The 24,402-nt window shown below is 69.9% G+C and carries 25 protein-coding genes; 9 read left to right on the forward strand and 16 right to left on the reverse strand.

Going from position 1 to position 24,402, the window contains the following annotated elements:
• Positions 1-11: 11 nt before the first annotated feature.
• The 6 genes from C882_RS05320 to C882_RS05345 form a co-directional block, all read right to left on the reverse strand.
• A complete protein-coding gene (locus tag C882_RS05320; RefSeq protein WP_009539537.1) occupies positions 12-269 on the reverse strand; it encodes a nucleotidyltransferase domain-containing protein in 258 nt (85 codons plus the stop codon).
• A 123-nt stretch (positions 270-392) separates the two neighbouring features.
• Positions 393-1,244, reverse strand: coding sequence for a CheR family methyltransferase (locus C882_RS05325; protein WP_009539538.1), 852 nt, complete (start codon positions 1,242-1,244; stop codon positions 393-395).
• Position 1,245: 1 nt separating this feature from the next.
• Positions 1,246-2,364: a protein-glutamate methylesterase/protein-glutamine glutaminase gene (locus C882_RS05330; protein WP_009539539.1), complete on the reverse strand. Its 1,119-nt coding sequence runs from the start codon at positions 2,362-2,364 to the stop codon at positions 1,246-1,248.
• Positions 2,365-2,474: 110 nt separating this feature from the next.
• Positions 2,475-2,843, reverse strand: coding sequence for a response regulator (locus C882_RS05335; protein WP_009539540.1), 369 nt, complete (start codon positions 2,841-2,843; stop codon positions 2,475-2,477).
• Positions 2,844-3,084: 241 nt separating this feature from the next.
• Positions 3,085-6,063 carry a hybrid sensor histidine kinase/response regulator gene (locus C882_RS05340; RefSeq protein WP_009539541.1) on the reverse strand — a complete coding sequence of 993 codons (2,979 nt, stop codon included), beginning with the start codon at positions 6,061-6,063 and terminating at the stop codon, positions 3,085-3,087.
• A gap of 192 nt (positions 6,064-6,255) precedes the next feature.
• Positions 6,256-6,897 carry a histidine phosphotransferase family protein gene (locus tag C882_RS05345; protein WP_009539542.1) on the reverse strand — a complete coding sequence of 214 codons (642 nt, stop codon included), beginning with the start codon at positions 6,895-6,897 and terminating at the stop codon, positions 6,256-6,258.
• Between the two features lie 121 nt (positions 6,898-7,018).
• On the opposite strand from C882_RS05345, the gene C882_RS05350 reads away from it, so the two are divergent.
• From C882_RS05350 to C882_RS05360, 3 genes are all read left to right on the forward strand, one after another.
• Positions 7,019-7,213, forward strand: a complete 195-nt coding sequence (locus tag C882_RS05350; protein WP_009539543.1) for a DUF3553 domain-containing protein — start codon at positions 7,019-7,021, stop codon at positions 7,211-7,213.
• A 144-nt stretch (positions 7,214-7,357) separates the two neighbouring features.
• Entirely contained in the window at positions 7,358-8,134 is a 777-nt protein-coding gene (locus C882_RS05355) for an NAD kinase (protein ID WP_009539544.1), read from the forward strand.
• Entirely contained in the window at positions 8,131-9,240 is a 1,110-nt protein-coding gene (locus C882_RS05360; RefSeq protein WP_009539545.1) for an AbrB family transcriptional regulator, read from the forward strand. Before C882_RS05355 ends, C882_RS05360 begins: the two co-directional genes overlap by 4 nt.
• A 10-nt stretch (positions 9,241-9,250) precedes the next feature.
• Here the strand turns inward: C882_RS05360 and C882_RS05365 are convergent, their stop codons facing one another.
• The gene (locus tag C882_RS05365; RefSeq protein WP_009539546.1) at positions 9,251-10,162 is read right to left on the reverse strand and encodes a TIGR01459 family HAD-type hydrolase; all 912 of its coding nucleotides are present in this window, start codon (positions 10,160-10,162) and stop codon (positions 9,251-9,253) included.
• A 17-nt stretch (positions 10,163-10,179) separates the two neighbouring features.
• A complete protein-coding gene (locus C882_RS05370; protein WP_043643826.1) occupies positions 10,180-10,524 on the reverse strand; it encodes a DUF952 domain-containing protein in 345 nt (114 codons plus the stop codon).
• 241 nt (positions 10,525-10,765) lie between these two features.
• Here C882_RS05370 and C882_RS05375 point away from each other — a divergent pair, with 241 nt between their 5' ends.
• Both C882_RS05375 and C882_RS05380 read left to right on the forward strand, forming a co-directional pair.
• Complete coding sequence (locus C882_RS05375) at positions 10,766-11,767, forward strand: ABC transporter ATP-binding protein (RefSeq protein ID WP_009539548.1); 1,002 nt, start codon at positions 10,766-10,768, stop codon at positions 11,765-11,767.
• Positions 11,764-12,558 (forward strand): ABC transporter permease, encoded by a 795-nt coding sequence (locus C882_RS05380; RefSeq protein ID WP_009539549.1) that lies wholly within the window; start codon positions 11,764-11,766, stop codon positions 12,556-12,558. The genes C882_RS05375 and C882_RS05380 overlap by 4 nt, the downstream gene beginning before the upstream one ends.
• Here the strand turns inward: C882_RS05380 and C882_RS05385 are convergent.
• The 3 genes from C882_RS05385 to acuI form a co-directional block, all read right to left on the reverse strand.
• Complete coding sequence (locus tag C882_RS05385) at positions 12,539-13,228, reverse strand: TVP38/TMEM64 family protein (RefSeq protein WP_009539550.1); 690 nt, start codon at positions 13,226-13,228, stop codon at positions 12,539-12,541. The two genes, C882_RS05380 and C882_RS05385, sit on opposite strands and share 20 nt — an antisense overlap.
• Positions 13,229-13,276: 48 nt before the next feature.
• Complete coding sequence (locus C882_RS05390) at positions 13,277-13,561, reverse strand: hypothetical protein (protein WP_009539551.1); 285 nt, start codon at positions 13,559-13,561, stop codon at positions 13,277-13,279.
• Between the two features lie 107 nt (positions 13,562-13,668).
• A complete protein-coding gene (acuI, locus tag C882_RS05395; RefSeq protein ID WP_009539552.1) occupies positions 13,669-14,673 on the reverse strand; it encodes an acrylyl-CoA reductase (NADPH) in 1,005 nt (334 codons plus the stop codon).
• A 104-nt stretch (positions 14,674-14,777) separates the two neighbouring features.
• Between acuI and C882_RS05400 the strand changes: the two genes are divergently transcribed.
• Positions 14,778-15,965 (forward strand): M48 family metallopeptidase, encoded by a 1,188-nt coding sequence (locus tag C882_RS05400; RefSeq protein WP_009539553.1) that lies wholly within the window; start codon positions 14,778-14,780, stop codon positions 15,963-15,965.
• Positions 15,966-16,010: 45 nt separating this feature from the next.
• On the opposite strand, the gene C882_RS05405 is transcribed toward C882_RS05400, so the two are convergent.
• The 4 genes from C882_RS05405 to C882_RS05420 are packed head-to-tail and all read right to left on the reverse strand — an operon-like array spanning position 16,011 to position 21,258.
• Positions 16,011-17,357 carry a dihydroorotase gene (locus tag C882_RS05405; protein ID WP_009539554.1) on the reverse strand — a complete coding sequence of 449 codons (1,347 nt, stop codon included), beginning with the start codon at positions 17,355-17,357 and terminating at the stop codon, positions 16,011-16,013.
• Between the two features lie 14 nt (positions 17,358-17,371).
• Entirely contained in the window at positions 17,372-19,147 is a 1,776-nt protein-coding gene (gene asnB / locus C882_RS05410) for an asparagine synthase (glutamine-hydrolyzing) (protein WP_009539555.1), read from the reverse strand.
• A 7-nt stretch (positions 19,148-19,154) separates the two neighbouring features.
• Entirely contained in the window at positions 19,155-20,216 is a 1,062-nt protein-coding gene (locus tag C882_RS05415; RefSeq protein WP_009539556.1) for a glycosyltransferase, read from the reverse strand.
• A 4-nt stretch (positions 20,217-20,220) separates the two neighbouring features.
• The gene (locus C882_RS05420; RefSeq protein ID WP_009539557.1) at positions 20,221-21,258 is read right to left on the reverse strand and encodes a glycosyltransferase; all 1,038 of its coding nucleotides are present in this window, start codon (positions 21,256-21,258) and stop codon (positions 20,221-20,223) included.
• A 131-nt stretch (positions 21,259-21,389) separates the two neighbouring features.
• Between C882_RS05420 and ygfZ the strand changes: the two genes are divergently transcribed.
• The 3 genes from ygfZ (at position 21,390) to C882_RS05435 (ending at position 23,861) form a co-directional block, all read left to right on the forward strand.
• The gene (gene ygfZ / locus C882_RS05425; RefSeq protein ID WP_009539558.1) at positions 21,390-22,310 is read left to right on the forward strand and encodes a CAF17-like 4Fe-4S cluster assembly/insertion protein YgfZ; all 921 of its coding nucleotides are present in this window, start codon (positions 21,390-21,392) and stop codon (positions 22,308-22,310) included.
• A 27-nt stretch (positions 22,311-22,337) separates the two neighbouring features.
• Complete coding sequence (locus tag C882_RS05430; protein WP_009539559.1) at positions 22,338-22,880, forward strand: hypothetical protein; 543 nt, start codon at positions 22,338-22,340, stop codon at positions 22,878-22,880.
• 117 nt (positions 22,881-22,997) lie between these two features.
• On the forward strand, positions 22,998-23,861 hold the full coding sequence (locus tag C882_RS05435; protein WP_009539560.1) for a pirin family protein: 864 nt from the start codon (positions 22,998-23,000) through the stop codon (positions 23,859-23,861).
• 21 nt (positions 23,862-23,882) lie between these two features.
• On the opposite strand, the gene C882_RS22970 is transcribed toward C882_RS05435, so the two are convergent.
• Positions 23,883-24,383 carry a phosphorelay protein gene (locus C882_RS22970; RefSeq protein WP_009539561.1) on the reverse strand — a complete coding sequence of 167 codons (501 nt, stop codon included), beginning with the start codon at positions 24,381-24,383 and terminating at the stop codon, positions 23,883-23,885.
• Positions 24,384-24,402 lie beyond the last annotated feature (19 nt).

Below are 24,402 nucleotides of genomic sequence, written 5' to 3' on the forward strand. Positions count from 1 at the left end.
CGGACCCGCTCCTACGTCGCCGTATGATTGAGAAGGCCGGCCATGTGCTTTCCGCGTTCATGTGCGGTCCGTCGGCAGGGCACGATGTCGACGCCCAGCCCCGCCTCGCGCCGAACGCGCGCCGTGTCCTGCCACGCCTGCTGGATGTCGCGATCATCCGGCGCCACCACCGGAAAATCATAATCGCTGTCGGGCCGGGCGTCGCCACGGGCGCGGGAGCCGAACAGCCATACCGCTACGGGCTGGAAGACCGCCACGATGCGGTCCACCAGCGTCTTCAGAACGGATCATCCGTCGGCGGTGCGTGCGTCGTCATGGCGCCAGAATAGCATGACGGCGCCGCCTGGGAAGACGGCGCCGTCATGACGTCTCTACGGCCTGCGCCGCCGGACTTAGCTGCCGGTGCCCAGCGACGGAGCGCCGGCGGGGGCGCCCGGTTTGTTGACGGCGTAAACGCCGCGCTGGCCGGGGATCGGCTTGAACTTGTCGGAAATGCCCAGCACCGTCTCGGCGCCGCCAAGATAGAGCACGCCGTCGTCGGTCAGCTGCCGGGACATGTTTTCCAGCACCTTGCCCTTCGTCGCCTGGTCGAAGTAGATCAGCACGTTGCGGCAGAAGATGACGTCGAAGGTGCCCAGCGCCTTCAGGTCCGACAGCAGGTTCCACTCCTTGTACTGCACCATGGCGCGCAGCGAGGGATCGATCTCCCACTGGTCTTCCTTCTTCTTGAAGTACTTGACCATGAGCTGGATCGGCAGGCCGCGCTGCACCTCGAACTGCGAGTACAGGCCGGCGCGGGCCTTCTGCAGGACCTCGCGGCTGATGTCGGTGCCGACGATGTCGATGCGCCAGCCCGGCATCTTGGCCGCCGCTTCCTTCAGGATGATCGCCAGCGAGTACGGCTCCTGCCCCGACGAGGCCGCGGCACACCAGATGCGGAAGCTTTTCTTGCTGGCGCGGGCCTTCAGCAGGTTCGGCAGCACCACGTCGCGGAACTGCTCGAACGGCTTCATGTCGCGAAAGAAGAACGACTCGTTGGTCGTCATGGCCTCGGTCACGTCCTGGGCCAGCGACTCGTCGCGCCGGCGCAGCTGCGCCACCAGTTCCTCCAGCCCCTTGAAGCCGCGCTTGCGGGCGACCGGCATCAGCCGGCTCTCCAGCAGGTAGGACTTGTCCTTGGTGAGAACCAGCCCGGACCGCGTCTTGAGCATCTGGGCGACGTAGTCGAAATCGTCCGGCTTCATGTCACACCCGCCTGTTGGCGATCTTGTGGAGGTAAGGGGCGATGTCGGACAGCGGGAGCACCGCGCTGCACGCCCCGCCCTGCGCCGTGGCGCCGGGCATGCCCCAAACCACGCTGGTCGCCTCGTCCTGCGCGACGACGGTGCCACCCGCGTCGGCGATGATCTTGCCGCCCTTGGCCCCGTCGGCGCCCATGCCGGTCAGCACCACGGCCAGCGCACGGCGGCCGTAGACCTTCGCCACGGAACGGAACATCGGGTCCACCGCCGGGCGGCAGAAGTTTTCCGGCGGCGCCTGGTTGAGCGTCAGCACGCGGTTCGTGCCCTTGCTCTCCACCAGCATGTGGTAGTCGCCCGGCGCGATGTAGACGACGCCCGGCTTCAGCACCTCGCCGTTCTCGGCCTCCTTGGCGGTCAGCCCGGCCAGGCGGTTGATGTGCTCGGCCAGGATGGTGGTGAAGGTGGCCGGCATGTGCTGGGTGATGATGATCGGCTGCTGCACGCCGCCGCACTTGCGCAAGCCCCCAAGCAGGTTGAACAGCGCCTGCGGACCGCCGGTCGAGGACCCGATCGCGATGATGTCGGGACGCTCCTTCGACGGCTCGCGCAGCACGATGTTGGCACCGGCCTGATGCAGCGAAGGCTGGCCGGCCGATCGCGGGGTGGCGGCCGGTGCGGCGGCGGCGCGCGGCGCCGGCGAGGCCACCCGCGGCGTGCCGCCCGAGGCCTTGCGCGCGGCGGCGCCCAGCGCCTTGACCTTGGCCACCAGTTCGGCCTTGAAGTCCTGACCGCCCGTCAACTCGCGCGAGGACGACGGCTTGGTCACGTATTCCGAGGCGCCGGCCTCCAGCGCCTTCATGCTGATTTCGGCGTTGCGCAGGGTCAGGGTCGACGACATGACGATCTTGACCTTCGGCGCCTTCTTCAGCAGAAGCGGCAGCGCCGTGATGCCGTCCATGACGGGCATTTCAATGTCGAGGACGATGACTTCCACATCGTGCCGGTCCAGCGCCTGCACGGCAGCCTGGCCGTTGCCGACCGACGCGATCACGGTGATGGCCGGGTCACTCTCCAGGATGCGCGTCTCCAGGCCTCGCACCACGGCGGAGTCGTCGACGACCATCACGCGGAACGGCTCGGACTGTGCGCTCGCGGACCGCGCGGTTCCGGCACCCTGGCTTAACGACAATGCAACAATCCCCCAAAAATAAGAGCGTCGGCCGATCGGCCCCGTTAGTCGAGCAGCCCGACCTGGGCGAACTTCGCCTGCAGGATTTCGCTGTCGAAGGGCTTCATGATGTATTCGTTGGCGCCGGCCTCGATGGCTTCCTGGATATGCTCGATGTCGTTCTCCGTCGTGCAGAAGACGACCACCGGCTTGTCGCCACCCGGCAGCTTGCGCAGCTCGCGCAGGTAGTCGATGCCGTTCATGACCGGCATGTTCCAGTCGAGCAGAACGGCGTCGGGCATTTCGGCCTTGCAGGCGTCCAGGGCCTGCTGGCCGTCCTCGGCCTCCACCGTGGCGAACTCCAGCTCCGAGAGGATCTTCTTCGCCACCATGCGAATGACCTTGGAGTCATCGACGATCAGACAAGACTTCATGCCAGCACTTCCACCCCTGGATGATCTCCGCCGCCGCGGCGGTGGCTTTGGACCTAAACCGAACGAGGGAGACTTAACGCCACAACCGCCGGTCCCGTCAAGCCGTAGGGCTTTTTGTGCACCATCGTGGGCCGGCCTTGCCTCTCCCCTCGCAAAGCCCGACGCATCATAAGGAAAAGCCCGTGAAAAACGCAACCTCGGCGTGAGCGGGACGGACGATTGACCGTCCCGCCCGCCGGGATCACGAACGGCTGCCCAGCGTCGCCTTCAGGGTTTCCAGAAGGGCGTCGCGGTCGAACTTGGTCACGTAGTCGTCGAACCCGACCTGGCGGCCGCGCTCGAAATCCTTCTGAGTCGCATGGCTGGACAGCGCCACCATGGGCAGGTCGGCCCAGCGGCCGTCGGCCCGCACGGCCTCGGCGAACCCGAAGCCGTCCATGCCGGGCATCTCGATGTCGCTGATGATGGCATCGAAGTCGTGCCCCTGCTCGCGCATCTCGAGGGCCCGCTGCGGTCCGTCCACCGAAGTGACGTCATAGCCCGCGACGCTCAGCAGCGGCGTCAGCAGGTTGCGGAAGAACGGGCTGTCATCCACCAGCAGCACGCGCTTCTTGCCGCTTGCCAGCGACGGTGCCGATTCGTCCGGATTGCCGAACCAGTCGCCGAACGCCTGGGTCAGGTAGTAGCCCGTATCGATGACGTCGGTGGCCTTCTCGCCGATGATGGCGGTGCCGATGACGCCCGGCTTGTCGGCCTTCAACTCCACCTTCAGGCGGTCTTCCACGATATCGACGATCTCGTCGACCACCAGACCCATGCTGCGGTCGCGGTCCGAGAACACCAGCACCGGCTGGCGGCCCTCGTCGGGGATCTCGTAGCCCTGGTTCACGGTCACCAGCGGCATGAGCTGGCCGCGGTACTGCACCACCGGCTTGCCGTAGGAGTGCTCGACGGTCGCGCAGTCCACTTCCTCCAGGCGTGCGACCAGGGCCAGCGGCACGGCCTTGAGGTCCTTGCCGCCGGCGCGGAACACCAGCAGAGAGGTGCGGTCGTCGCCGCGCGCGTCGTGCTGCGCCGTGCTCTCGGCCGCCGTGCCCGTGCCCATGGTGACCTCGCCGGTCGCCGTGGCGATGCCGTTGGGGTCCAGGATCATGATGACCGAGCCGTCACCCAGGATGGTGTTGCCCGAGAACATGCTGATGTGACGCAGGATCGGCGCCACCGGCTTGACGACGATTTCCTCGGTGTCGAACACGCGGTCGACGATAATGCCGAAGGTGTAGGTGCCCACCTGGGTGACCACGATGAAGGTCTCGGCGATGTCGCCGTCGGCGTTGGTCGCGGCGCCGACCTTGTCCAGCGCCGACCCATTGCCCTTGCCCTTGCCCTTGCCCTTGGCCTGTCCGGCCGGCACGCCGTCGTGGGCGTCGATGAGGTCCTCGACCTCCTCGTGCACGGTCTTTTTGCGCAGCTTGAGCAGGTTGCCCAGCGACACCAGGGGCAGCAGGCGGTCGCGCAGGCGCAGCACCGGCGCGTCCGAGATCATCTCGATGCCGGTCTCGCTGTTCTTGGTGACGCGCACCAGTTCCAGCACGCTGATCTGCGGAATGGCGAAGCGTTCGTGCGCGCACTCGACGATGAGCGCAGAGACGATGGCCAGCGTCAGCGGAATCTTGATGGTGAAGGTCGACCCCTTGCCCGGCCAGGTCTTCAGCTCCACCGTGCCGCCGATGCGCTCGATGTTGGTGCGCACCACGTCCATGCCGACGCCGCGGCCCGAGACACTGGTGACCTTCTCGGCCGTCGACAGGCCCGCCTTGAAGATGAACTGCGCGACCTGCTGGTCGGTCAGGTTGTCCATCTCCGCTTCGGTCGCCAAGCCGTTCATGATGGCCTTGTCGCGGATCTTGTCGATGTTCAGGCCGCGGCCGTCATCGCTGATCTCGATGATGATGTGGCCGCCTTCGTGATAGGCGTTCAGCTTCACCACGCCCGTCTCGGGCTTTCCGGCGGCGATGCGGCCCTCGGTGTCCTCCAGCCCGTGGTCGGCGGAGTTGCGGACCATGTGGGTCAGCGGGTCCTTGATCAGCTCCAGCACCTGGCGGTCGAGTTCGGTCTCGGCGCCGTACATCTGAAGGTCGATCTTCTTGCCCATTTCAATGGACAGGTCGCGGACGATTCGCGGCAGCTTGGCCCAGGCATTGCCGATCGGCTGCATGCGCGTCTTCATCACGCCTTCCTGCAGGTCCGACGTGATGTGCGACAGGCGCTGCAGCGGCGCCGTGAATTCGCTGTCATCGCGGCCGCGCACCATCTGCAGCAGCTGGTTGCGCGTCAGCACCAGCTCGGACACCAAGGTCATCAGGTTCTCCAGCAGCTCCACCGACACGCGGATGGACTGGCTGGCGATGGACGGCTCGGACCCCTTCTTCTCGGGTCCGGCACCGCCGCCACCGCCGGCGCCCTGCTTGGCCGGCGGCTGGGCGGCCTTGGCGGGCGGCTTGGCCGCCGGCGCCGGAGGCTTGGCCTCGGACTTCTGTTCCTTCTTGGCCTCTTCCTTGGGCGGAGGCGCGGCCGCGGCGCCTTCCTTGGCGGCCGCTTCCTTCTCCATCTCGGCGGCCATTTCGGCGGCGAGTTCGTCCTCGGACGCCGCCTTCTTGCCCGACGCCGTCGCGGCCTCCACCTCGGCCAGAAGCTCGGCGGCCACGGGGAAGCCGGCATCCGACAGAACCGGCCCGCCGCCGGCCTCGTCCCCGCCGGCATCGGCGGCGGCATCGTCGCCCGCGCCGCCCTCGGGTTCGGCGGAGGCGCCGACGTCCTCGCCCGCCTGATGCTCTTCCAGGCGGCCCTCGGCGGCGGCGTTCAGCTGCGTCTTGAGGTCCTCGTCGGTCCCCTCGGGCTCCTGCTCGGTCTGCTCGAGGTGGGCCAGGATTTCCTTGATGCGGTCGATGGACGTGAGGATGAGCGTCACCGCCGCCGGCGTGACCTCAAGCTCGCCATCGCGGAACTTGCCCAGCACGTTCTCGGCGGCGTGCGCCAGGCTTTCCAGGCGCGGCAGGCCGAGGAACCCGCAGGTGCCCTTGATGGTGTGCACCAGGCGGAAGATGTTGGAGAGGATGTCCCGGTCGTTCGGGTTCTGCTCCAGGTTCACGAGTTCCACGTCGAGCGTGCTGAGGCTTTCCGACGTTTCCGTCAAAAATTCACTGAGCAGATCATCCATTCTCTTTCTCCCGTCAGGCAGCCCGCGTTCCGTGCGCGGATCCACCAGCGCGCGTGGCGTCCCACGACCCTTCCACCTTCCCGTGCCGGAGCCCGGCAGGACGGGGCGTTCCTGGCAAATTTCGGATGGGAACGCTACCACTTCTCGCCCGCCCATAGAAGCGCTCTTTACGCATGAAGTGGTATGCCGGCATCAGCCGTCGGGCAGCGGCAGAGTCCCGGTCAGGCGCACGCCGCCGGCGATCTCGGCGTAGGCGACCTGCCCCCCGCGCTGACGGGCCAGGGCGCCGACCAGCCAGCCCTGCACCGTGCGCGGTCCGAGGCCCTCGGGCGCGCCGGCCACGGCCTCGGCCAGCCCCTGCTCGGCACGGGCGCCGCGGCCGGTGGCCTCGGCGGTCATGACCACGGTCGCGCCCGGCTCGACCGTGACGGTCAGCGCCGTCGGGGCCAGCGCCGCGTCATGGGCGACCAGTGCCAGGTTCAGCAGCACCTGAAGGTCGTCGGCCGGCAGGCGCGTCAGCGTTTCGGGGGCCGGCGGCACGACGGTGGTACGGGTCGCCACCCAGCCCTGAATCAGCCGGGGAACATCGGCGGCCTCCAGCGCGCCGCCCAGGCCGAAAGCGGCCCGCAGGGTGCGCAGGCGCAGGCTCGCCGCCGCCGCGCTGTCGGTCAGCAGGCCAAGCGTTTCGGCGTCCACCATGGCCGGATCGCCGCCCATCAGCTCCGCCCCGTTGGCCACGGCGCCCACCGGCGCGGCCATGTCGTGGCACAGCCGTGTGCACAAGAGTCGGGCCAGAAGAAGAGGATCAAGCTGGTCGGGATGCGGGTCGTTCATGGAAACCCCATATCGGGACTGACGTTGACCTGTTGAGGACCTGCCGCGAAAGGCCCCGGAAACGCTAGCGTTTCTCCGCCCCGCCGGCAACCGCAGGACAGACTGTTACAGGAGGTGCCCCATGTTCACCGATTTCGTTCCCGGCGTCTTCGTGCGCCATCCCGGCCAGCCCGACTGGGGCATCGGCCAGGTGCAGTCGGCCGTCGGCTCGCGCGTGACCGTCAACTTCGAGAACGCCGGCAAGCGCACCATCAACACCATCGTCGTGGACCTTGAACAGGTGACCGAGGACGACACCACCCTGCCCCACCACTGACCGGCGCCCGCCGCGCGCACCGGAGCCGCGCGCCCACCATACTTGGCCCGGCCGGTTTCCGTACCGAATGCCGTCCGGGAGCGGCCCTTTCGCTTTGCGCGCAGGGGTGGCTATACTGCGCGGCCCAGCATCGAACGGCCAGACATGATCGACACCGACCATCCCGCCATCGCCTTCGTCGCCGCGCAGTCGGAACTCGCGCAGGAGGCCCTGATGCGCCTGCGCCACCGCTACGGCCACACCCCGCCGGAGCACGCCGACATGGTGGTGGCCCTGGGCGGCGACGGGTTCATGCTGGAAACTCTGCACCGCTACATCCGCCTCAACAAGCCCATCTACGGCATGAACCGCGGCACGGTCGGCTTCCTCATGAACGTCTACCTTGAGGACGGGCTGCCCGAACGCCTCGCGCGGGCGCAGAAGGTCAACCTGCACCCTCTGCGCATGAAGGCCGTCGACAAGCACGGAGAGCACATCGAGGCGGTGGCCATCAACGAGGTCTCCATGCTGCGTGAGACCCGTCAGGCGGCCAAGATCCGCATCAGCATCGACGGCAAGGTGCGCCTGCCCGAGCTGATCTGCGACGGGGCCCTCGTGTGCACGGCGGCGGGATCGACCGCCTACAACCTGTCGGCCCACGGCCCCATCCTGCCCATGGGCGCCAACGTCATGGCGCTGACGCCCATTTCCGCCTTCCGGCCACGGCGCTGGCGCGGCGCCATCCTGCCTCACCGCACCACCGTCGCCTTCGAAATCCTGGAAAGCGACAAGCGCCCCGTCTCGGCCGTCGCCGACTATACCGAGGTGCGCGACGTCGCCAGCGTTGAGGTGCACGAGGCGCGCGACGTCACGCTCACCATGCTGTTCGATCCCGAGCACAACCTCGAAGAACGCATCCTGTCCGAGCAGTTCACCCCATGACCATGCCCGACCGCCACACGCTGGCGGCCTGGGCGCTGGCCCTGGTCCTGGGGTCGGCCGGCGGGTGGGTGTTCTCGGTGATCGGGGCGCCCCTGCCATGGATGCTGGGCGCCATCTTCGCCAACCTGATCGCCGCCATGAGCGGCCTGACGCCGAAAGTGCCGCAGACCCTGCGCATGGCCATGGTGACCGTGCTGGGCGTCATGCTGGGCAGCGCCTTCACGCCCGATATCCTGGACAGCCTGGGCAACTGGGTGTGGAGCCTGGCCGGCCTGTTCGTCTACGTCATCGCGGCGACGGGGCTGGTGATCCTGTTCTTCCGCCGCGTCGTGCGGTACGGGCCGGTGACCAGTTATTTCTCGGCCGCGCCGGGCGGGCTGACGGAAATGATTCTGGTCGGCACCTCCATGGGCGGCGACGAGAAGGTGATCAGCCTGGTGCATTCCATCCGCATCCTGATCACCGTCTTCACCCTGCCCTTCCTCTACCAGCTGTTCGCCGGCTACGAACGGCCGGCGGGCGGCCTGCCGCCGGTGGAGGAGACCCTGACCGCCGCCGACCTGGGCCTGCTGCTGGCGTCGGCCGTGGTGGGGGCGCTGGCGGCCAAGGCGGTGCGGATGCCGGCCTACTTCCTGACGGGTCCCATGATCGGCAGCGCCATCGTCCATCTGGCGGGGCTGACGGCCGCCCATCCGCCGCCGGTGGCGGTCGGCCTGGCGCAGGTGGTGATCGGCGCGGCCATCGGCAGCCGGTTTGTCGGCGTGCCGCTGAAATCCATGCGCGACACCTTCTTCGCGGCGCTCGGCTCGACCTCGCTGATCCTGGCGACGGGCGCGGTGTTCGCGCTGGGCATCCAGGCGCTGACGGGAATCCCGTTCAGTTCGCTGATCCTGGCGCTCAGCCCCGGCGGCGTGGCGGAGATGTCGCTGATCGCCATCTCGCTGGGCCGCGACGTGGCGTTCGTCTCCACGCACCATCTGGTGCGCATCATCATCGTGGTGATGCTGGCCCCCATGGCCTTCCGCCTGTTGCGCGGCTGGTTCGGAGAGGAGCGCCAGCCGGCCGGGTCGGACGCTCAGGCCGAGGCCGACCGGGAGAAGGCCTGATGCGTTCCGGCTACCAGCGGAAGGCCGCGATGTGCCCCACCGGCGCCGGAGCAACACCCTCGCGCCGCGCCAGGCCGGCGACCGCGCGCGGATCGGCGGGTTCGCCGTAGCGCACGCCCAGGTCCTCGGCATGGATGCCGCCGGTGCACAGCACGGCGTCGATCCCGGCCGCCGCGGCGCCGGCGATATCGGTGTGGAAGCTGTCGCCGATGGTGCACACGCGGCTCTTGTCGGACACCCCCAGCCGCTCCAGGCAGAGCGCGTAGACGGCGCGGTCGGGCTTGCCGCGCCAGCTGACGGGGCCGCCGCCGATCTCCTCGTACCGTTCCGCCATCAGCCCGGCGCAGATGATGCGCTCGCCGGCGCGGATCACCACCCGGTCGGGATTGGCGCAGACCATGGGCAGCTTTTCCGCCGCCAGGTCCCGCAGCACCGGCTCCAGGTCGTCCAGCGTTTCGGTAAAGTTGCGCGGGCCGGTGTTGAGCACCCAGTCCGCCGCCGCCGGATCGGCCACCTTCTCGAACCGGTCGCCCAGGCCCTCCAGCACGCTGTCGTCGTCGGACCGGCCCAGGAAGAACACCTTCGGCCCCAGGTCGCGATAGAAGGGATCGCGCGGCTCCAGCAGTTCCATGCGCACCGCCTCGCCCGACGTCAGGGCATCGCCGTAGAGGTCGCCGGACAGCCCCATGCGCTCCATGGCCGCCGCCACGGTGTGGGCGCGGCGCGGGGCATTGGACAAAAGGATGGTCTTGCGCCCGGCCTCGCGCAGGGCCGCGAGGGTTTCGGCGGCATCGGGATAGGCCGTCTGCCCGTCGTGGATCACGCCCCACAGGTCCAGGATGAAGGCGTCATAGCGCTCCGCCAGGGCGCGGACGCCGTCGATCAGCGGAATCTCGGCGGGAAGCTGTGCGGTGTCGGGCATCGGGTCGGTCGCCTGGGTCAGTCGAAGAGGAAGGGGATGTCGTGGCGCTCCCCCGTCCAGCGCAGGAATTCCACCGCCGTCACCGCCATCAGCGGCACCCGGCCATAGATGTGCGGAAAGACGCCGCGGGGGTTTTCCTCCCACTTGACCTCGCCCTCCACCTGGGTCGAGTCGATGGTCAGCAGCATCAGGTCGGTGCCGGGGAAATAGCGGGCGGCGGTCTCGGCCACTTGGTCGCCGGTGGAACAGTGGATGAAGCCGTCGCGGCGGTCGAGGTCCGATCCCTCGTACACGCCGGCGGCGGCCGCGTCCTGCCAGGCATCCTGGAGGCAGAGGTGGTAGATGGGGCGCATTGTATCCATGCGGCGGACCCTAGCCCGGTTCGGCCGGGTCATCAACGATGTCGGCAGCATGCGGTCGCCTCCCGTTCAGCCCCACCGCGCCCCCGCGCGTGAGGGACCAACGCCTTCAAACGCCGCCGTGACCGAATTTTTCATGGTTCCAAACCGCGCCCCGCCTTGCCGTTGCCGCTTTCCTGTGGAATAGATGCCTCCTTTCCCGATCCGCGCAAGGAGGCCCCGCCGGGTTTCGGCACAGGCACCCATGATCGACATCGAACACCTGAAGCACATCTACCCCGGCAGCCGGCGGCAGCCCGCGCGCACCGCCATCCATGACCTGTCCATGACGGTCGGGGACGGATCGTTCTGCATCCTCTCGGGCCCCAACGGCAGCGGCAAGTCGACCCTGTTCCGCATCCTCTGCGGGTTGGCCGCACCCAGCGCCGGGCGCGTGCGCGTCGCCGGCCACGACATGGCGACCGACGCCGCCGAGGTACGCCGCATCATGGGCGTGGTGTTCCAGAGCCCCGCCGTCGACAAGCACCTGAGCGTCGGCGAGAACATCGCCCTGCACGCCAGCCTCTACGGCATCCGCGGGACCGAGCTTCAGGAGCGCATGGCCGACGCCCTGTCGTGGACCGACCTCAAGGACCGCCTGGGCGACCGGGTGGAGACCCTGTCGGGCGGCCTGGCCCGCCAGGTGGAGCTTGCCAAGTGCCTGCTCACCCGTCCCCGCGTGCTGCTGCTGGACGAGCCGACAACGGGCCTGGACCCCGCCAGCCGCTGGTCGTTCCTGACCGTGCTGCGCCGGGTGCAGCGCGAGCGCGGCATGACGGTGCTGATGACCAGCCACGTCTTCGGCGAGGCCGAGGACGCCGACAGCGTCGCGATCATGCGCGACGGCCGTCTTATCGCCCACGACACGCCCGCCGGGCTGCGCGCCCGCGTCGGACAGGAGGTGCTGGTGATCCAGACCCGCGATGCCGAGGCCCTGCGCCCCAGGCTGGCGGAAACCCTGGGCCTCGCCGTCGGGCGCTATGGCGACGAGTTGCGCGTCGACGACCTGCCGCCGGCCGAGGTGCCGCGCATCGTCGAGAAGGCGCTGAACGCCCACCGGGCCGACATTCAGTCCATCGCCGTCAAGCAGCCGACGCTGGAGGACGTGTTCATTCACATCACCGGCAAGCGTCCCGCCGAGGCCGGCGCGGCCTCCGACGCCGGGGGCGCCGACGCCAAGGCCCGCAGGGAAGGAGCCCCGGCATGATGCGCTTCGCCCTGTCGCTGGCCCGCCGCGAGTTCGTTCGCTTCATCCGCCAGCCCCAGCGCGTGGTCGGGTCCATCGGCCAGCCGCTGCTGTTCTGGGCCTTCCTGGGTGCGGGGCTGACGCCGTCCTTCAACCCGCCGGGGATGGAGGGGATGACGTACCTGGAGTACTTCTACCCCGGCGTGCTGATGATGCTGATCCTGTTCGCCAGCATCTTTTCCACCATCACCGTGATCGAGGACCGCGACCAGGGATTCCTGCAGGGTGTGCTGGTTGCGCCCGTGCCGCGCCTGTCCATCGTGGTCGGCAAGGTGGGCGGGGCGGCGGCCATCGCCATGTTCCAGGCGCTGATCCTGCTGATCGCGGCACCCTTCATCGGGCTGATGCCGGGGATCGGCGGATCGCTGATGGTGGTCGCCGCGCTGGCCTTGACGTCGTTGGGCTTTGCGGGCCTGGGCTTTTCCATTGCCTGGACCATGAAGTCGACCGCGGGCTTCCACGCCATCATGATGGTGTTCCTGTTTCCGCTGTGGCTGCTGTCGGGCGCGCTGTTCCCCATGAACAACGTGCCGGCGTGGCTGGACTTCGTCATGACCATCAATCCGGTGACCCACGCCCTGAACGTCGTGCGCGGCCCCTTCTACGAGGCGCCGGGCGCGCTGTTCTCCTCGGGCGAGTGGCTGACCAGCCTGGCGGTGCTGCTGGCCTGGGTGGTGCTGGTGCTGTGGCTGAGCGTCAAGCGCGTCAACAAGCGGGAAATGGGCGCCAAACCTAGCGCCGCGACTGCCTGAGGCGCTTGACCGCCACCGGGGCGAGCGCCACCACCGCCAGCCCCACCAGCGGCAGCAGCACGTCCGCCGACAGCAGGATGTCCGCCGGCACGGTCTCGGCTTCCGCCAGGGTCGCCAGGCCGTCGCCGATGCTGCCCAGCACGAAGCTGATGGGCAGCAGGCCCAGAAGCGTGGCGACGAACACCTTCCACAGCGGAATGGGAAAGACCACCGGCACCAGGTTCACCAGCCACGCCGGCAGGACGGGCAGCAGGCGCGCGGCCAGCAGCCAGTTGAAGCCGTCCTCGGCCACCACCTCCTCAAGGTGGGAGATGCGGTGCCCGAACCGCCGGTCAATGGCGTCGGCGATCAGCACGCGGCCCAGCGCGCCGACCAGCAGCGCGCTCAACGCCGCCCCCAGGGCCGACATGAGCGGCCCCAGAATGGGCCCGAACAGGGTTCCGGCGGTCAGCATGATCGCGATGCCGCCGGGAAACGGGGTCACCTTGCCGAGCGTCGCAATGACGATGAACCCAGCGGCGGCCGCCAGGGGTCGGGCGTCCACCCACCCCGCGATCACGCCCTGCGCCTCGCGCAGCCAATTGCCGATATCGCCGTGGAAATGCAGCACAAACCACGCGCAGGCGGCCGCAAGCAGGATCAGGAACAGGACCAGAAAGCGGCGTTTCATGGCCGCCGCGCCGGCCGGCGGCGGATGTACCGGGTCACGGACACGTCCTCACTTCTCGGTATGCAGCGCTTCGGCCTGGGCCAGCAGCTTTTCCATCTCGTTCATGCTGTCGTGGGCGTCCGCGTGGGAGGCCAGGCGGGGGCCTTCGGGCTCCGGTGCCTCGCCGTCCTCGGCCAGGTAGTGGCGCACGCGGGCGTGTTCGCCCCACAGGTCCTGGAGCAGGCTGGCGACGTCGTGGTCGCTGGGCGCCACCGGGTGCGCCGCCTGCTCTACCTTGCGGATGCGGGTTTCCAGGGTGTTCAGGCGCTGCTTGAGCTGGTCGGTTTCGGCCATTGCGGTCTTTCCTCCTCTGACTCTCGAACGTCCGTCTCTCCTGTTGAACGCGAGCCACCGCCGATGCGTGCCATCGGCGGTGGCATGCGCGCGCCCCATCAGCCCGGTCAGGCGTTCACGTCGACCACGACGCGGCCCTGCATGCCGCCCTTGAGGATCTTGGTCCCCAGGTCCGGCAGATCCTTGAGCGTGGCGTCGTGGATCATGGCGTCCAGCTTGTCCATGGGCAGGTCCGAGGTCAGGCGGGTCCACGCCTCTTCGCGTTCCGCCTTGGGGCACATGACCGAGTCGATGCCCAGCAGGTTCACGCCGCGCAGCAGGAACGGCACCACGGTGGTCTCCAGCTTGTTGCCGCCCGCCAGGCCGACGGCGGCGACGGAGCCGCGGTACATCATCTGCGGCAGCACATTGGCGAGCATCTGACCGCCGACGGCGTCGACGCAGCCCTGCCACCGCTCCTTCAGCAGCGGCTTGGTCACCGGCTCGGCCAGTTCACCGCGCGAGATGATGTTGGTGGCCCCCAGGCTTTTCAGATAATCGGCGCTTTCGGCCTTGCCGGTCACCGCGTCGACGTCGTAGCCCAGCTTGCCCAGGATCGCCGTCGCCACCGAGCCGACGCCGCCCGTCGCACCGGTGACCAGCACCGGGCCGCCACCGGTGGTCGCGCCATGCTTTTCCAGCGCCAGAACGGCGAGCATGGCGGTGAAGCCGGCGGTGCCGATGGCCATGGCCCGCTTCGGGCTCAGCCCGTCGGGCAGCTTGACCAGCCAGTCGCCCTTGACGCGCGCCTTCTGGGCATAGCCGCCCCAGTGTACCTCGCCGACGCGCCAGCCGGTCAGCACCACGGCGTCGCCGTCCTTGTAGTCGGGGTGGGAGGACTGCTCGACGGTCCCGGCGAAGTCGATGCCGGGCACGTGCGGATAGGTGCGCACCAGACCGCCCAGGCCGTTCAGCACCAGGCCGTCCTTGTAGTTCAGGGTGGAATGGCTGACGCGCACCACCACGTCGCCTTCCGGCAGATCGGCGTCCGACAGGGTCTTGATGGTGGACGCCACCTTGCCGTCGTCGGACTTGTCGAGCACAAGCGCCTGAAACTCGCTGGACTGGCTCATGAAACGCAACCTCCCTTGTCTGATGAATCGGCTGGGGCAACCATAACAGACGCAGGCCCTTCGCCGCCATTTACGCAAGGCCCGCGCCCCGCTACAACAACGCCGTGACGACGACACCGACCGCACCCGCATATCCGGGGCTCTATGACGACGGCGACGGCCAGGGGCCGCGCGACGTCCTGGTCCGCCCCGCGCCGACGCGCCTGGAGATCCGCGATCGCCGGGGGCTGCCGGTCGCCCTGTGGCCCTATGCCGAGATCGCGCTGGACCCCGGCCGCGACGGCGAGGCCCTGTCGCGCGCCATCCACCTGACGCGCCGGGGCCAGGGCGGGACCACACTCAGCGTCTTCGACCCGGCCCTCGCCACCGACCTGCGGCCGCGCCTGAAGGCCGCCCGCGCGGCCGCCGCGGCCCGGCGCCCGAAGCGGCGTGCGCCGGGCCTGGCCGACTGGCGCCGCCTGACGGCCGCACCGCGCCTGCAACGGACGCTGCGGGCGTCGGCCTGGGCGCTCGGCCTGATGACGGCGGGCATCGGCCTCTACGCCGCCGTCGCCGCCACCGCGCCGGTCGTGGCCGCCCGCATGGCGCCGTCCGTCCCGGCGGACTGGAGCCTCACCTGGGGTGCGACGCTGGCCGCCGCCGCCGGGTCGCGCTGCGAGGCCCCGGCCGGGCGCGAGGCACTGGAATCGCTGGTCGGCCGGCTGGAAGCCTCCGCCGGTCCCGACGCGCCGGCGCTGGAGGTGACGGTGGTCGACGATCCCGCCGTGGAGGCGCGTGCCCTGCCCGGCGGCCACATCCTGCTGACGCGCGGCATGATCGACACCCTTCGCACGCCCGACGAACTGGCCGGTGTATTGGCCCACGCCATCGCCGATGCCGGCGGGCACGGTCCGACGCGCACCCTGCTCGGCCACCTGCGGCCGGGCGAACTGGTGACGGTGTGGCAGGACGGCGCCCAGAGCGCGCCGGAACTTCTTTCTGCCGCGTTGACCCGCGCCCGCCCCGCTCCGGCAGACTTGGCGGAAACGGACGCTGCCGCCATCGCGCTCCTCCGCGACGCCGGCCTGCGCACACGCGGACTGGCTGGCGTGCACGACGTCCTGAACAGCCGGGCGGACCGCGACGGGCGGCCCGCCCTCTACCTGCGCAGCCATCCCGCCGACGCCGCCCGCATGGACCGCCTGCGCGACGTGCCCGCCGGCGGCGCCATGGCGCTGTCGTGGGAGCGCTGGCTGGCGGTGAAGGCCTTGTGCGGGGCGCCGGCCCCGGTCTTGCGGGGCATCACGGGGTAAGAGCAAGAGGACGGAGGCTGAATGCGCCCCCGTCCCGTCGCCCTCTCAGGACACCACGTCCTGGCCGATCGTTTCCTGGAAGCGGACGGGCACGCCCTGGGGCTGGCCGGCAACCTCGTCCTCGCGCATCACGACGCGGCCGCGGATGATGGTGTGGGTCGGCCAGCCGGTGACCTTCATGCCGTCGAACGGCGTCCAGCCGCAGCGCGCGGCGATCCACTTGTCCTCGATCACGCGCTCGGCCTTCAGGTCGACCAGGGTGAAGTCGGCGTCGTAGCCGACCGCAATGCGCCCCTTGCCGGCGATGCCGAACACGCGGGCCGGGCCGGCGCTGGTCAGGTCGACGAAGCGCTGGAGCGTCAGGCGCCCCGCGGCCACGTGGTTGAGCATGACGGGCACCAGCGTCTGCACGCCGGTCATGCCGGCCGGGCTGGACGGATAGGGCTTGGCCTTTTCCTCCAGCGTGTGCGGCGCATGGTCGGACCCGATGCAGTCCACCACGCCCTGCTGGATGCCCCACCACAGGCCCGCCTGATGCTCGGCGGAGCGGATGGGCGGGTTCATCTGGGCGCGGGTGCCGATCCGTTCATAGGCCTCGTCGGTCAGCGTCAGGTGCTGGGGCAGGACTTCCACCGTCACCAACTCCTTGTGCTCGGCCAGGAAGCGCATTTCGTCGGCGGTGGTGATGTGCAGGGTGTGGACGCGGCGGCCGGCGGCCTCGGCCAGCCTGACCAGGCGCTTGGTCGCCCGCAGGGCCGTCTCGGCGTCGCGCCAGACGGGGTGGGCGCGGGGGTGGCCGGCTTCTTCGGCCAAGTGCTTGCGCTCGCGCAGGCGGGCCTCGTCCTCGCAGTGAACGGCGACGCGGCGGCGCCCGTTGGCGAGCACCTCGGCGATCATCTCGTCCTGCTCCACCAGCAGGCTGCCGGTGGACGATCCCATGAAGATCTTCACGCCGGAACAGCCGGGCAGCAGTTCCCAGCCGCCCAGGTTCTTGGCGTTCTCGGGGCTGGCGCCGATGAAGAAGGCATGGTCGCACCACATGCGACCGCGCGCCCGGTTCAGCTTGTCGGCGATCGCGTCGGGCGTGGTGGTCGACGGGTTGGTGTTGGGCATCTCGAAGACGGCCGTAACGCCGCCCTTCACCGCGCCCAGCGAGCCCGTCGCAAGGTCCTCCTTGTACTCCAGGCCGGGCTCGCGCATGTGCACCTGGCTGTCGATGACGCCCGGCAGCACGTGCAGGCCCGAGGCATCCACGACCTCGGCGGCGTCGGCGGTGCCCAGCGCGCCGATGGCGACGATGCGGCCGTCGCGCACGCCGACGTCGCCCCCCGCCGCGCCAGAGGGGGTCATCACGGTGCCGTTCTGAATGATCAGGTCGTAACGGTCGGCCACGGCGGCAATCTCCTTCACGGGGCGGTGGTCAGGGTTTCGAAAACGTCGCCGGCGGGCGGCCGGCCCAGCACGTGGCGACGATACCAAAGAGCATAGTAAAGCAACGTCCAGGCTGCGAACCGCGCTCGGCGGTCGGAACTGGTGAACAGATGGCGCGCGGCCTCGGGATCGACGGCCTCCACCACGCCCGGCTGGGCGGCGACCATGGGACCGAGCATCGCGCCCTTGGCCGCGATCCACTCGCCAACGGGAACGGTGAAGCCGCGCTTGGGCGTGAACGGCTGCGCGACGGGCAGCGCCTCGGACAGCCACTGCTTGACCACCCATTTGCCGTGCCGGCCGCGCATCTTCAAGCGGTCGGGCAGCGGCATGGCGAAGGCGGCCAGCGCCACGTCCAGGAACGGCACGCGGCCCTCCATGCCGTGCGCCATGAGGCAGCGGTCCAGCTTGGTCAGCAGGTCGTGGGGCAGCCAGTCGGCCATGTCCAGCACCTGCGCCCGTTGCAGGCGGCTGCGCCAGCCCGACCGTGCCGCCGCGTCCTCCGCCGCCGCGAAGCCGTCGCGCCAGCGGCTGCCGGCCTCGCGCCGCAGGACGCCCAGCCCCTCGAACATGCCCTTGCGGCGCACGGCCTTGGTGAAGGGCCAGGGGCGCATGGCGCCGCGGTAGCGCCCGTAGCCGCCGAACAACTCGTCGCCGCCCTCGCCCGACAGGATCACCTTGACGGACGCCCGCGCCTCCCGCGCCAGCAGCCAGGTGGGCACGATGGCGTAGTCGGCGCACGGGTCATCCACGGCGGCGGCGATCTCGGGGAGGTGGGCCCAGAAGTCCTCCTCGGTGACCGTGACCTCCACATGCTCCGCCCCCGCCGCCCGGGCCACGGCACGGGCGTGGTCCCGCTCGTCGTGGGCGCCGGAGCCGGGAAAGCCGGCGGTGAAGGCCAGCACCGGATCGGGATTGAGCCGCGCCATCATCGCCAGCACCGCGGAACTGTCCACGCCGCCCGACAGGAACATGCCATAGGGCACGTCGGCGCGCTGGTGCAGGTCGACGCTTTCGGCGAACAGGCGGTCGAACAGCTTGACCGCCGCCGCCCCGTCGCGCGCCGCCGGCCTGGTGTCCGGCGGCGGCAGGGCGTTGAGTCGGCGCTTTTCGGTGATGCGCCCGGCCTCCACCACCAGCGTCTCGCCGGGCAGGACGCGGCGGATGCCCTGGAAAGCGGTGTCCGCGCCGGTGGTGAACTGCAGGCCGAACAGCTCGTCGCGCTTCGCGTCGTTCACCCGCGCGGGCACGATGCCGGCCGCAATCAGCACGGCCGGCTCGCTGGCGAAGGCGAACAGGGTCTCGGTCTCGGCGTAGTACAGCGGCTTGATGCCGAAGGGATCGCGCGCCAGAACCAGGCGCTTTTCCGCCGGGTCGTGCAGGGCGATGGCGTACATGCCGCGCAGCACGTCGGTGAAGGCCAGTCCGCGCCGGCGGTAGAGCGCCAGCGGCGGCTCGCAGTCCGACCCCGTGCGAAACACCTCTCCGGCCAGGTCGGCGCGCAGTTCGCGGTAGTTGTAGATTTCCCCGTTAGCGACAAGCGCCAGGGCGTCGTCGGGCCCGAACAGCGGCTGGTCGCCGCCGTCGAGGTCGATGATCGCCAGCCGCGCGTGCGCCAGCCCCACGTCGCCCGCCAGATGCACGCCCGACCCGTCCGGCCCGCGATGCGCCAGGGCGTCGGCCATGCGGTTGAGCAGGGCGGGTTCGACGGCGCTGCCGTCGCGGGTCATGGCGCCGGCGATGCCGCACATCGGGGCGCTACTCCGCCGCCTCGGGGAACTTCTCCGCCACCACGCGGGCGAAGAAGGCGCGATACTGGGCGACCACCTTTTCCTCGGTGAACGCGGCCTCGTAATCCGCCCGCCCCGCCGCGGCCAGACGGTCGCGCAGGGCCTCGTCGCGCAGGGCCCGCTTGATGGCGTCGGCCAGGGGAATGTGCTCGTCGACCGGCGTCAGCAGGCCGTTCTCGCCGTCGCGGATCAGCATGGACGGCCCCTGGCTGGCCGTCGCCACCACCGGGCGGTCGTGCGCCCAGGCCTCGATCACCACGTTGCCCAGCGGCTCGTGGCGGGACGGGCAGACGAACAGGTCGGCGGCGGCATGCAGGGCGGCCACGTCCTCGCGCCAGCCCAGGAAGCGCACCCGCGGCTTCACGCCCAGTTCGTGCGCCAGGTCGTCCAGCGCCTGGCGCTCCGGCCCGTCGCCGGCGATCCACAGATACACGTCGGGCAGCCGGGCGATGGCCCGCAACAGGGTGTCGAAGCCCTTGTTGACGTGCAGCCGCCCCAGCGCGAACACCAGCGGCACCGATCCCGGCGTGTAGTTGGCCTTGCGCGAGGCCGGCTCGGCCGCCTGTTCCTCGTTGACGAAGTTGGGCAGGTAATGCGCCCGCTCCTCCGGCCAGCCCTGCTTGACCAGATAGTCGACGATGTCGGGCGTGTTGCCGATCAGGTGGTCGCAGTGGCGGTAGTATTTCAGGTCGTAGTAGCCGCCCAGCCGCGCGCATTTGACGAAGGGGCCGTCCTTGGGCACGAAACGTGTCGCACGGTTCATCCAACTCAGCACCACGTGCGGCTGGAACCGGGCGATCTCCTTCTTCAGGCCGCGCCCGGTCTTCAGGTCGAGCCGCCCGCCGAAGGGCAGTTCCACCGGGCGCAGGCCGGCCTCGCGCAGCTTTTCCGTGCGGACGCCGTTCTCGCGCAGCACCACGTGCTGCTGCACGCCGGCGCGGTGGAGCGCGGTGACGAGGCGTTCGAAGAACAGCTCCGCCCCGCCGTTCTCGGCGCCGGCCATGGCTTGCAGGACGCGCAGGGTCTCCATGGGATCAGGCTCCGCCGGTCAGCAGCGTGTGGAAGTCGGCCGCCGCAGCGCTCCACGGGCGGCGGCGGTGCGCGGCGCGGGCGGCCTCGCCCAAGGAGTCGCGCACGGCGTCGTTGGTCAGAAGCTCGACCGCCACGTTGGCGAAGGCAGCCGCATCGGGCACCAGATATCCGGTCTGGCCGGTGTCCACGCGCTCCGCCACCGCTGGGAAGCCGCGCGCGATGGCGGGGCAGCCGGCGGCCTGGCTGTCGGCGAGCGTCCAGCAGGCCATGTCGTCGGGATGGCCGGGGTACAGATGCACGCGGGCATCGGCATAGGCCTTCGCCATGCCTTCGTCGCCCAGCGGCGCCAGCACCGCCACGCCGTGCTGACGGCCGGCCATGCAGCGGGCCACCAGCGGCTCCAGCGCGTCGGGCGCGCTTTCGGGGTCCTGCATGGCGCGGTCCAGGCTGGCGGAGTAGATGTCCAGTTCCGCGTCGGGCACCTTGGGGCGGACCTCGTTGATCCAGAGATCGATGAGCCAGTCGAGGCCGTGGCTCGGGTGCGTGGTCACCACCGCGCGGGGCGGGGCGTCTGCGTCGCGGGCCAGTTCCTCGCGCAGGTAGGCCTTGGCCACGCCGGGGCGGATCACCGTCGCCGCCCGGTCGCCCTGGTAACGGGCGGCTTGCGCCTCGGACACGAAGACAAGTTCCGCCTCGCGGTCTGCCAGGAACTGGCGCGCGGCCTTCTTGTCCAGGTATTCCGGCGCCGCCGTCGCCCACAGGATGCGCCGTCGCGGGGTGCGAAGCGCCTCCAGCAGGGTCGGCTTGCGGAACGCGATCAGCGCCTCGGCATCCACCGGGCGGGGGCCGTCTGGGGAGTGCCAGCGGGCGCCCTCGATGGGCATGGAGTACTTGCACTGATTGTAGACGTGCACCTCGTGCCCCTGCGCGGACAGAGGCCCCGGCAGCAGCGCGAAGGCCTTTTCCGCCCCGCCGAGCGGGCGGCGGCCAGGGGTCCAGGCATCGAAGGGGACGGAGTCGTCGAAAAGGCAGATCTTCATGGGATTCCGGCTTATGGGGCGCGCCGTCCGTTATAGGGCGCCAACCCCCATCTGCCAAGCGGACTTGCCAAGCGCGCGCCGGCGCGCCACCTTCTGGACACGTTGATTTTTCAAGGCAGAGGACGGGGTCCATGGCCGACGCCTTCTACACCATCCTGGAACACCGCGGCCTGCTGGCGGTCGCCGGGGAGGATCGCAAGACCTTCCTGCAGGGCATGCTCACCAACGACATCACCGCCGTCGCCCCCGACCGCGCGGTGTGGGCGGCGCTGCTCACCCCGCAGGGCAAGTTCCTGCACGACGTGTTCGCCGTGGAGATGGGCGAGACGCTTTATCTGGAGGGCGAGCAGGCACGGCTGGAGGATTTGAAGGCCCGCCTGTCCAAGTACAAGCTGCGCGCCAAGGTGAAACTGGCCGTCGCCGAGGGCTGGGAGGTCGCCGCGGTGTTCGGGCCGGGCGCCGAGTCGCGCCTCGGCCTGCCCGAAAACAACCCCGGCGCCGCCATGCCCTTCGCTGGCGGCGAGGGGCTGGCCTTCACTGATCCGCGTCTGCCCGGCGCCGGCGTTCGCGTGCTGGTGCCCACCGAAAAGGCCGGACCGCTGCTGGAGGACGCCGGCTTCACCGCCGCCGAGTTCACCCGCTGGGACGCCCATCGCATCGCGCTCGGCCTGCCCGACGGAAGCCGCGACATCGAGGTGGAAAAGGGTACGGCGCTCGAGTCGGGCTTCGACGAGTTGCATGGCGTCGACTTCAAGAAGGGCTGCTACGTCGGCCAGGAGCTGACTGCCCGCATGAAGTACCGGGGCCTGGCGAAGAAGCGCCTCGTCCCCCTGACCGTCACCGAAGGGCCGACGCCCGCCGCCGGCACGCCGCTGCTCACGCCCGAGGGCAAGGAGGCCGGTACCGTGCGTTCCGCCGTCGAGGGCCACGCGCTGGCGCTGGTGCGGCTGGAGCACCTTGAGGCGCCGCTTTCGGCGGGTGCCGCAACGCTCAGGGTCGATCTGCCGGACTGGGTCGCCCTGCCCGCCCCCAAGGAAGCCACCGGCGGTTGAGCCGAGTGTAAGGACCGCGCGCCCTTCATGCCCCTCCCCCGCCTCCTGACGCGGCGCCTGTCGCTGCCCATCGCCGCGCTGCTCGGCCTCGGCCTCGGCGCGCTGGCGTCGTCGTGCGGCCACCAGCCGCCGGGCTTCGACAGCGGACGCGGCGAGGAATACGGCGCGCGGCTGGCCGCCCGCCTGGACAACCCTGCCCCGCCGCCCGTCTACGACACGCCGCCCGAGGGCTGGGTGTGGACGGCCTGGCTGCCCGAGTTCCTGCCCGCCGTCACCGCCTGCCTGGCGGCGGCGAGCGAGCCGGAAGCCGTCGCCGTGCAGGCCTGGCCCGTCGCCAAGGGGCAGGTCGGCGTCCACCTGCGCGGCCCCGACGGCACCCGCTGGGAATGCGTGGCGCCCGACCAGGGCATGGGCGTCTCCCGCCTCGACCGGCTGCCCGACGACTACGGCCCGGAAGGCCCCGTCTTCGCGCCGGCCGGGATCGAGGCGCCCGCCGCCTGCGGTCCTCCCGCCGCCGCCGTGGACGCCGCCGGGCGCCGCATCGGATCGGTGCTGCCCGGCCCCTGCTGAGCGTCCGGCTGACCGCTGATGGGGCGACAGACTGTTTCCGCGAAGGCGCTTTAACCGGCGGGGCCGCCGCGCCATCTTGCGCATCAGGAAACAGTTCACTCCATGGAGAGCGCAGCCATGTCCACCAGCACCATGCCCAGCGGCCGCTCCGTTGCCCGCGTCGTCGACGGCATGCCGGCCCAGGACGGCGCCGGCGTCAAGCTGACCCGCATGATCGGCCAGCCGAAACTGGACGTCATCGATCCCATCCTGATGCTCGACCGCATCCGCAGCGACGACCCCAAGGCCTACATCGCCGGCTTCCCGCCGCATCCGCACCGGGGATTCGAGACGGTGACCTACATGGTCCAGGGCCGCATGCGCCACCGCGACAACCACGGCGGCGAGGGCCTGATCGTCGACGGCGGCGTGCAGTGGATGACCGCCGGGCGGGGCATCGAGCATTCCGAGATGCCCGAGCAGACCGACGGCCTGCTGTTCGGCTTTCAACTCTGGCTGAACCTGCCGGCCGACGAGAAGATGCGCGAGCCATGGTACGCCGACATCCCGGCGGACCGGCTGGCGGCGGTCGAGCCCGCGCCGGGGGTTTCCGTCAAGCTGATCGCCGGCACCTGGGGCGAGGCCGCCGGCCCGGCACCCGAGCGCGCGACGCGGCCCTTCATCGCCGACGTGACGCTGGAGGAAAACGCACCGGTAGACCTGCCCCTGCCCGACGGCCATGCCGGCTTCGTCCTGCCGTTTTCCGGCACGGTGGCCCTGGGGCCGGGCGAGTCTGCGGAGATGGTGCCCGAGGGGCGCGTCGCGGTGGTCGAGGAAGGGGAAGGGTCCCTGCGCGCCGTCGGCGGCCCGGACGGGGCGCGACTGCTGGTGGTGGCGGCCAAACCACTGAAGGAGCCCATCGCCAAGTACGGCCCCTTCGTCATGACCACGCGAGAGCAGTTGATGCAGGCCGTGGAAGACTACCGCGCCGGGCGGTTCTGAACGAAGAACGGCGGAGAGGGCTCAGCCTTCCTCCGCCGGTTTCACCTTGTTGATGACGGCATCCAGGCCGCGCACCAGGTTGCTGCCGGCGCGGCCGCCGTCGCCCTCCAGGCGCTGGGCGATGACCAGGCGCAGGGCGTCGATGTGGACCTTCACCACCTCCATCTGGCCCCTGCTGACCTGTTCGGGCAGCTTTTCGATGAAACGGCAGAGCTGGTTTCCGATGGTGGTCATGAGGTGGTAGTTGAAGCTGCCGCCCTGGCCCTTGACGTCGTGGGCGACGGAAAAGACGTCGCGCAGCTTTTCGCGCCGGTCGGCGGGTTCGGCGGCCTCGGCGGCCTTGTAGAACTCCTGGAGCTTTTCCAGGTCGCCCTCCACCCACGACAGGTAATCGCCCTGCAGGCCGGCAATCAGCGCCTCGGCCTTTTCCAGCGCGTCCAGATCGACGCCCCCGGCGGTGACGTCCACCTTGTCCTTCAGGGTGTCGGGCGGCTGGATGAACTCGGGCTGCTCACTGCTCATGCGAACGGCTCCCTGGCTG

The organism is Caenispirillum salinarum AK4, from assembly GCF_000315795.1.
Classification (GTDB): domain Bacteria; phylum Pseudomonadota; class Alphaproteobacteria; order Rhodospirillales; family Rhodospirillaceae; genus Caenispirillum; species Caenispirillum salinarum.

Excerpts from the sequence above, each read along its gene's own strand:
- C882_RS05325 (WP_009539538.1), bottom strand. The coding sequence starts at position 1,244 with ATGAAGCCGGACGATTTCGACTACGTCGCCCAGATGCTCAAGACGCGG.
- C882_RS05330 (WP_009539539.1), bottom strand. The coding sequence starts at position 2,364 with ATGGTCGTCGACGACTCCGCCGTGGTGCGAGGCCTGGAGACGCGCATC.
- C882_RS05335 (WP_009539540.1), bottom strand. The coding sequence starts at position 2,843 with ATGAAGTCTTGTCTGATCGTCGATGACTCCAAGGTCATTCGCATGGTG.
- C882_RS05340 (WP_009539541.1), bottom strand. The coding sequence starts at position 6,063 with ATGGATGATCTGCTCAGTGAATTTTTGACGGAAACGTCGGAAAGCCTC.
- C882_RS05345 (WP_009539542.1), bottom strand. The coding sequence starts at position 6,897 with ATGAACGACCCGCATCCCGACCAGCTTGATCCTCTTCTTCTGGCCCGA.
- C882_RS05350 (WP_009539543.1), top strand. The coding sequence starts at position 7,019 with ATGTTCACCGATTTCGTTCCCGGCGTCTTCGTGCGCCATCCCGGCCAG.
- C882_RS05355 (WP_009539544.1), top strand. The coding sequence starts at position 7,358 with ATGATCGACACCGACCATCCCGCCATCGCCTTCGTCGCCGCGCAGTCG.
- C882_RS05360 (WP_009539545.1), top strand. The coding sequence starts at position 8,131 with ATGACCATGCCCGACCGCCACACGCTGGCGGCCTGGGCGCTGGCCCTG.
- C882_RS05365 (WP_009539546.1), bottom strand. The coding sequence starts at position 10,162 with ATGCCCGACACCGCACAGCTTCCCGCCGAGATTCCGCTGATCGACGGC.
- C882_RS05370 (WP_043643826.1), bottom strand. The coding sequence starts at position 10,524 with ATGGATACAATGCGCCCCATCTACCACCTCTGCCTCCAGGATGCCTGG.
- C882_RS05375 (WP_009539548.1), top strand. The coding sequence starts at position 10,766 with ATGATCGACATCGAACACCTGAAGCACATCTACCCCGGCAGCCGGCGG.
- C882_RS05380 (WP_009539549.1), top strand. The coding sequence starts at position 11,764 with ATGATGCGCTTCGCCCTGTCGCTGGCCCGCCGCGAGTTCGTTCGCTTC.
- C882_RS05385 (WP_009539550.1), bottom strand. The coding sequence starts at position 13,228 with ATGAAACGCCGCTTTCTGGTCCTGTTCCTGATCCTGCTTGCGGCCGCC.
- C882_RS05390 (WP_009539551.1), bottom strand. The coding sequence starts at position 13,561 with ATGGCCGAAACCGACCAGCTCAAGCAGCGCCTGAACACCCTGGAAACC.
- acuI (WP_009539552.1), bottom strand. The coding sequence starts at position 14,673 with ATGAGCCAGTCCAGCGAGTTTCAGGCGCTTGTGCTCGACAAGTCCGAC.
- asnB (WP_009539555.1), bottom strand. The coding sequence starts at position 19,147 with ATGTGCGGCATCGCCGGCGCCATGACCCGCGACGGCAGCGCCGTCGAA.
- C882_RS05415 (WP_009539556.1), bottom strand. The coding sequence starts at position 20,216 with ATGGAGACCCTGCGCGTCCTGCAAGCCATGGCCGGCGCCGAGAACGGC.
- C882_RS05420 (WP_009539557.1), bottom strand. The coding sequence starts at position 21,258 with ATGAAGATCTGCCTTTTCGACGACTCCGTCCCCTTCGATGCCTGGACC.
- ygfZ (WP_009539558.1), top strand. The coding sequence starts at position 21,390 with ATGGCCGACGCCTTCTACACCATCCTGGAACACCGCGGCCTGCTGGCG.
- C882_RS05430 (WP_009539559.1), top strand. The coding sequence starts at position 22,338 with ATGCCCCTCCCCCGCCTCCTGACGCGGCGCCTGTCGCTGCCCATCGCC.
- C882_RS05435 (WP_009539560.1), top strand. The coding sequence starts at position 22,998 with ATGTCCACCAGCACCATGCCCAGCGGCCGCTCCGTTGCCCGCGTCGTC.
- C882_RS22970 (WP_009539561.1), bottom strand. The coding sequence starts at position 24,383 with ATGAGCAGTGAGCAGCCCGAGTTCATCCAGCCGCCCGACACCCTGAAG.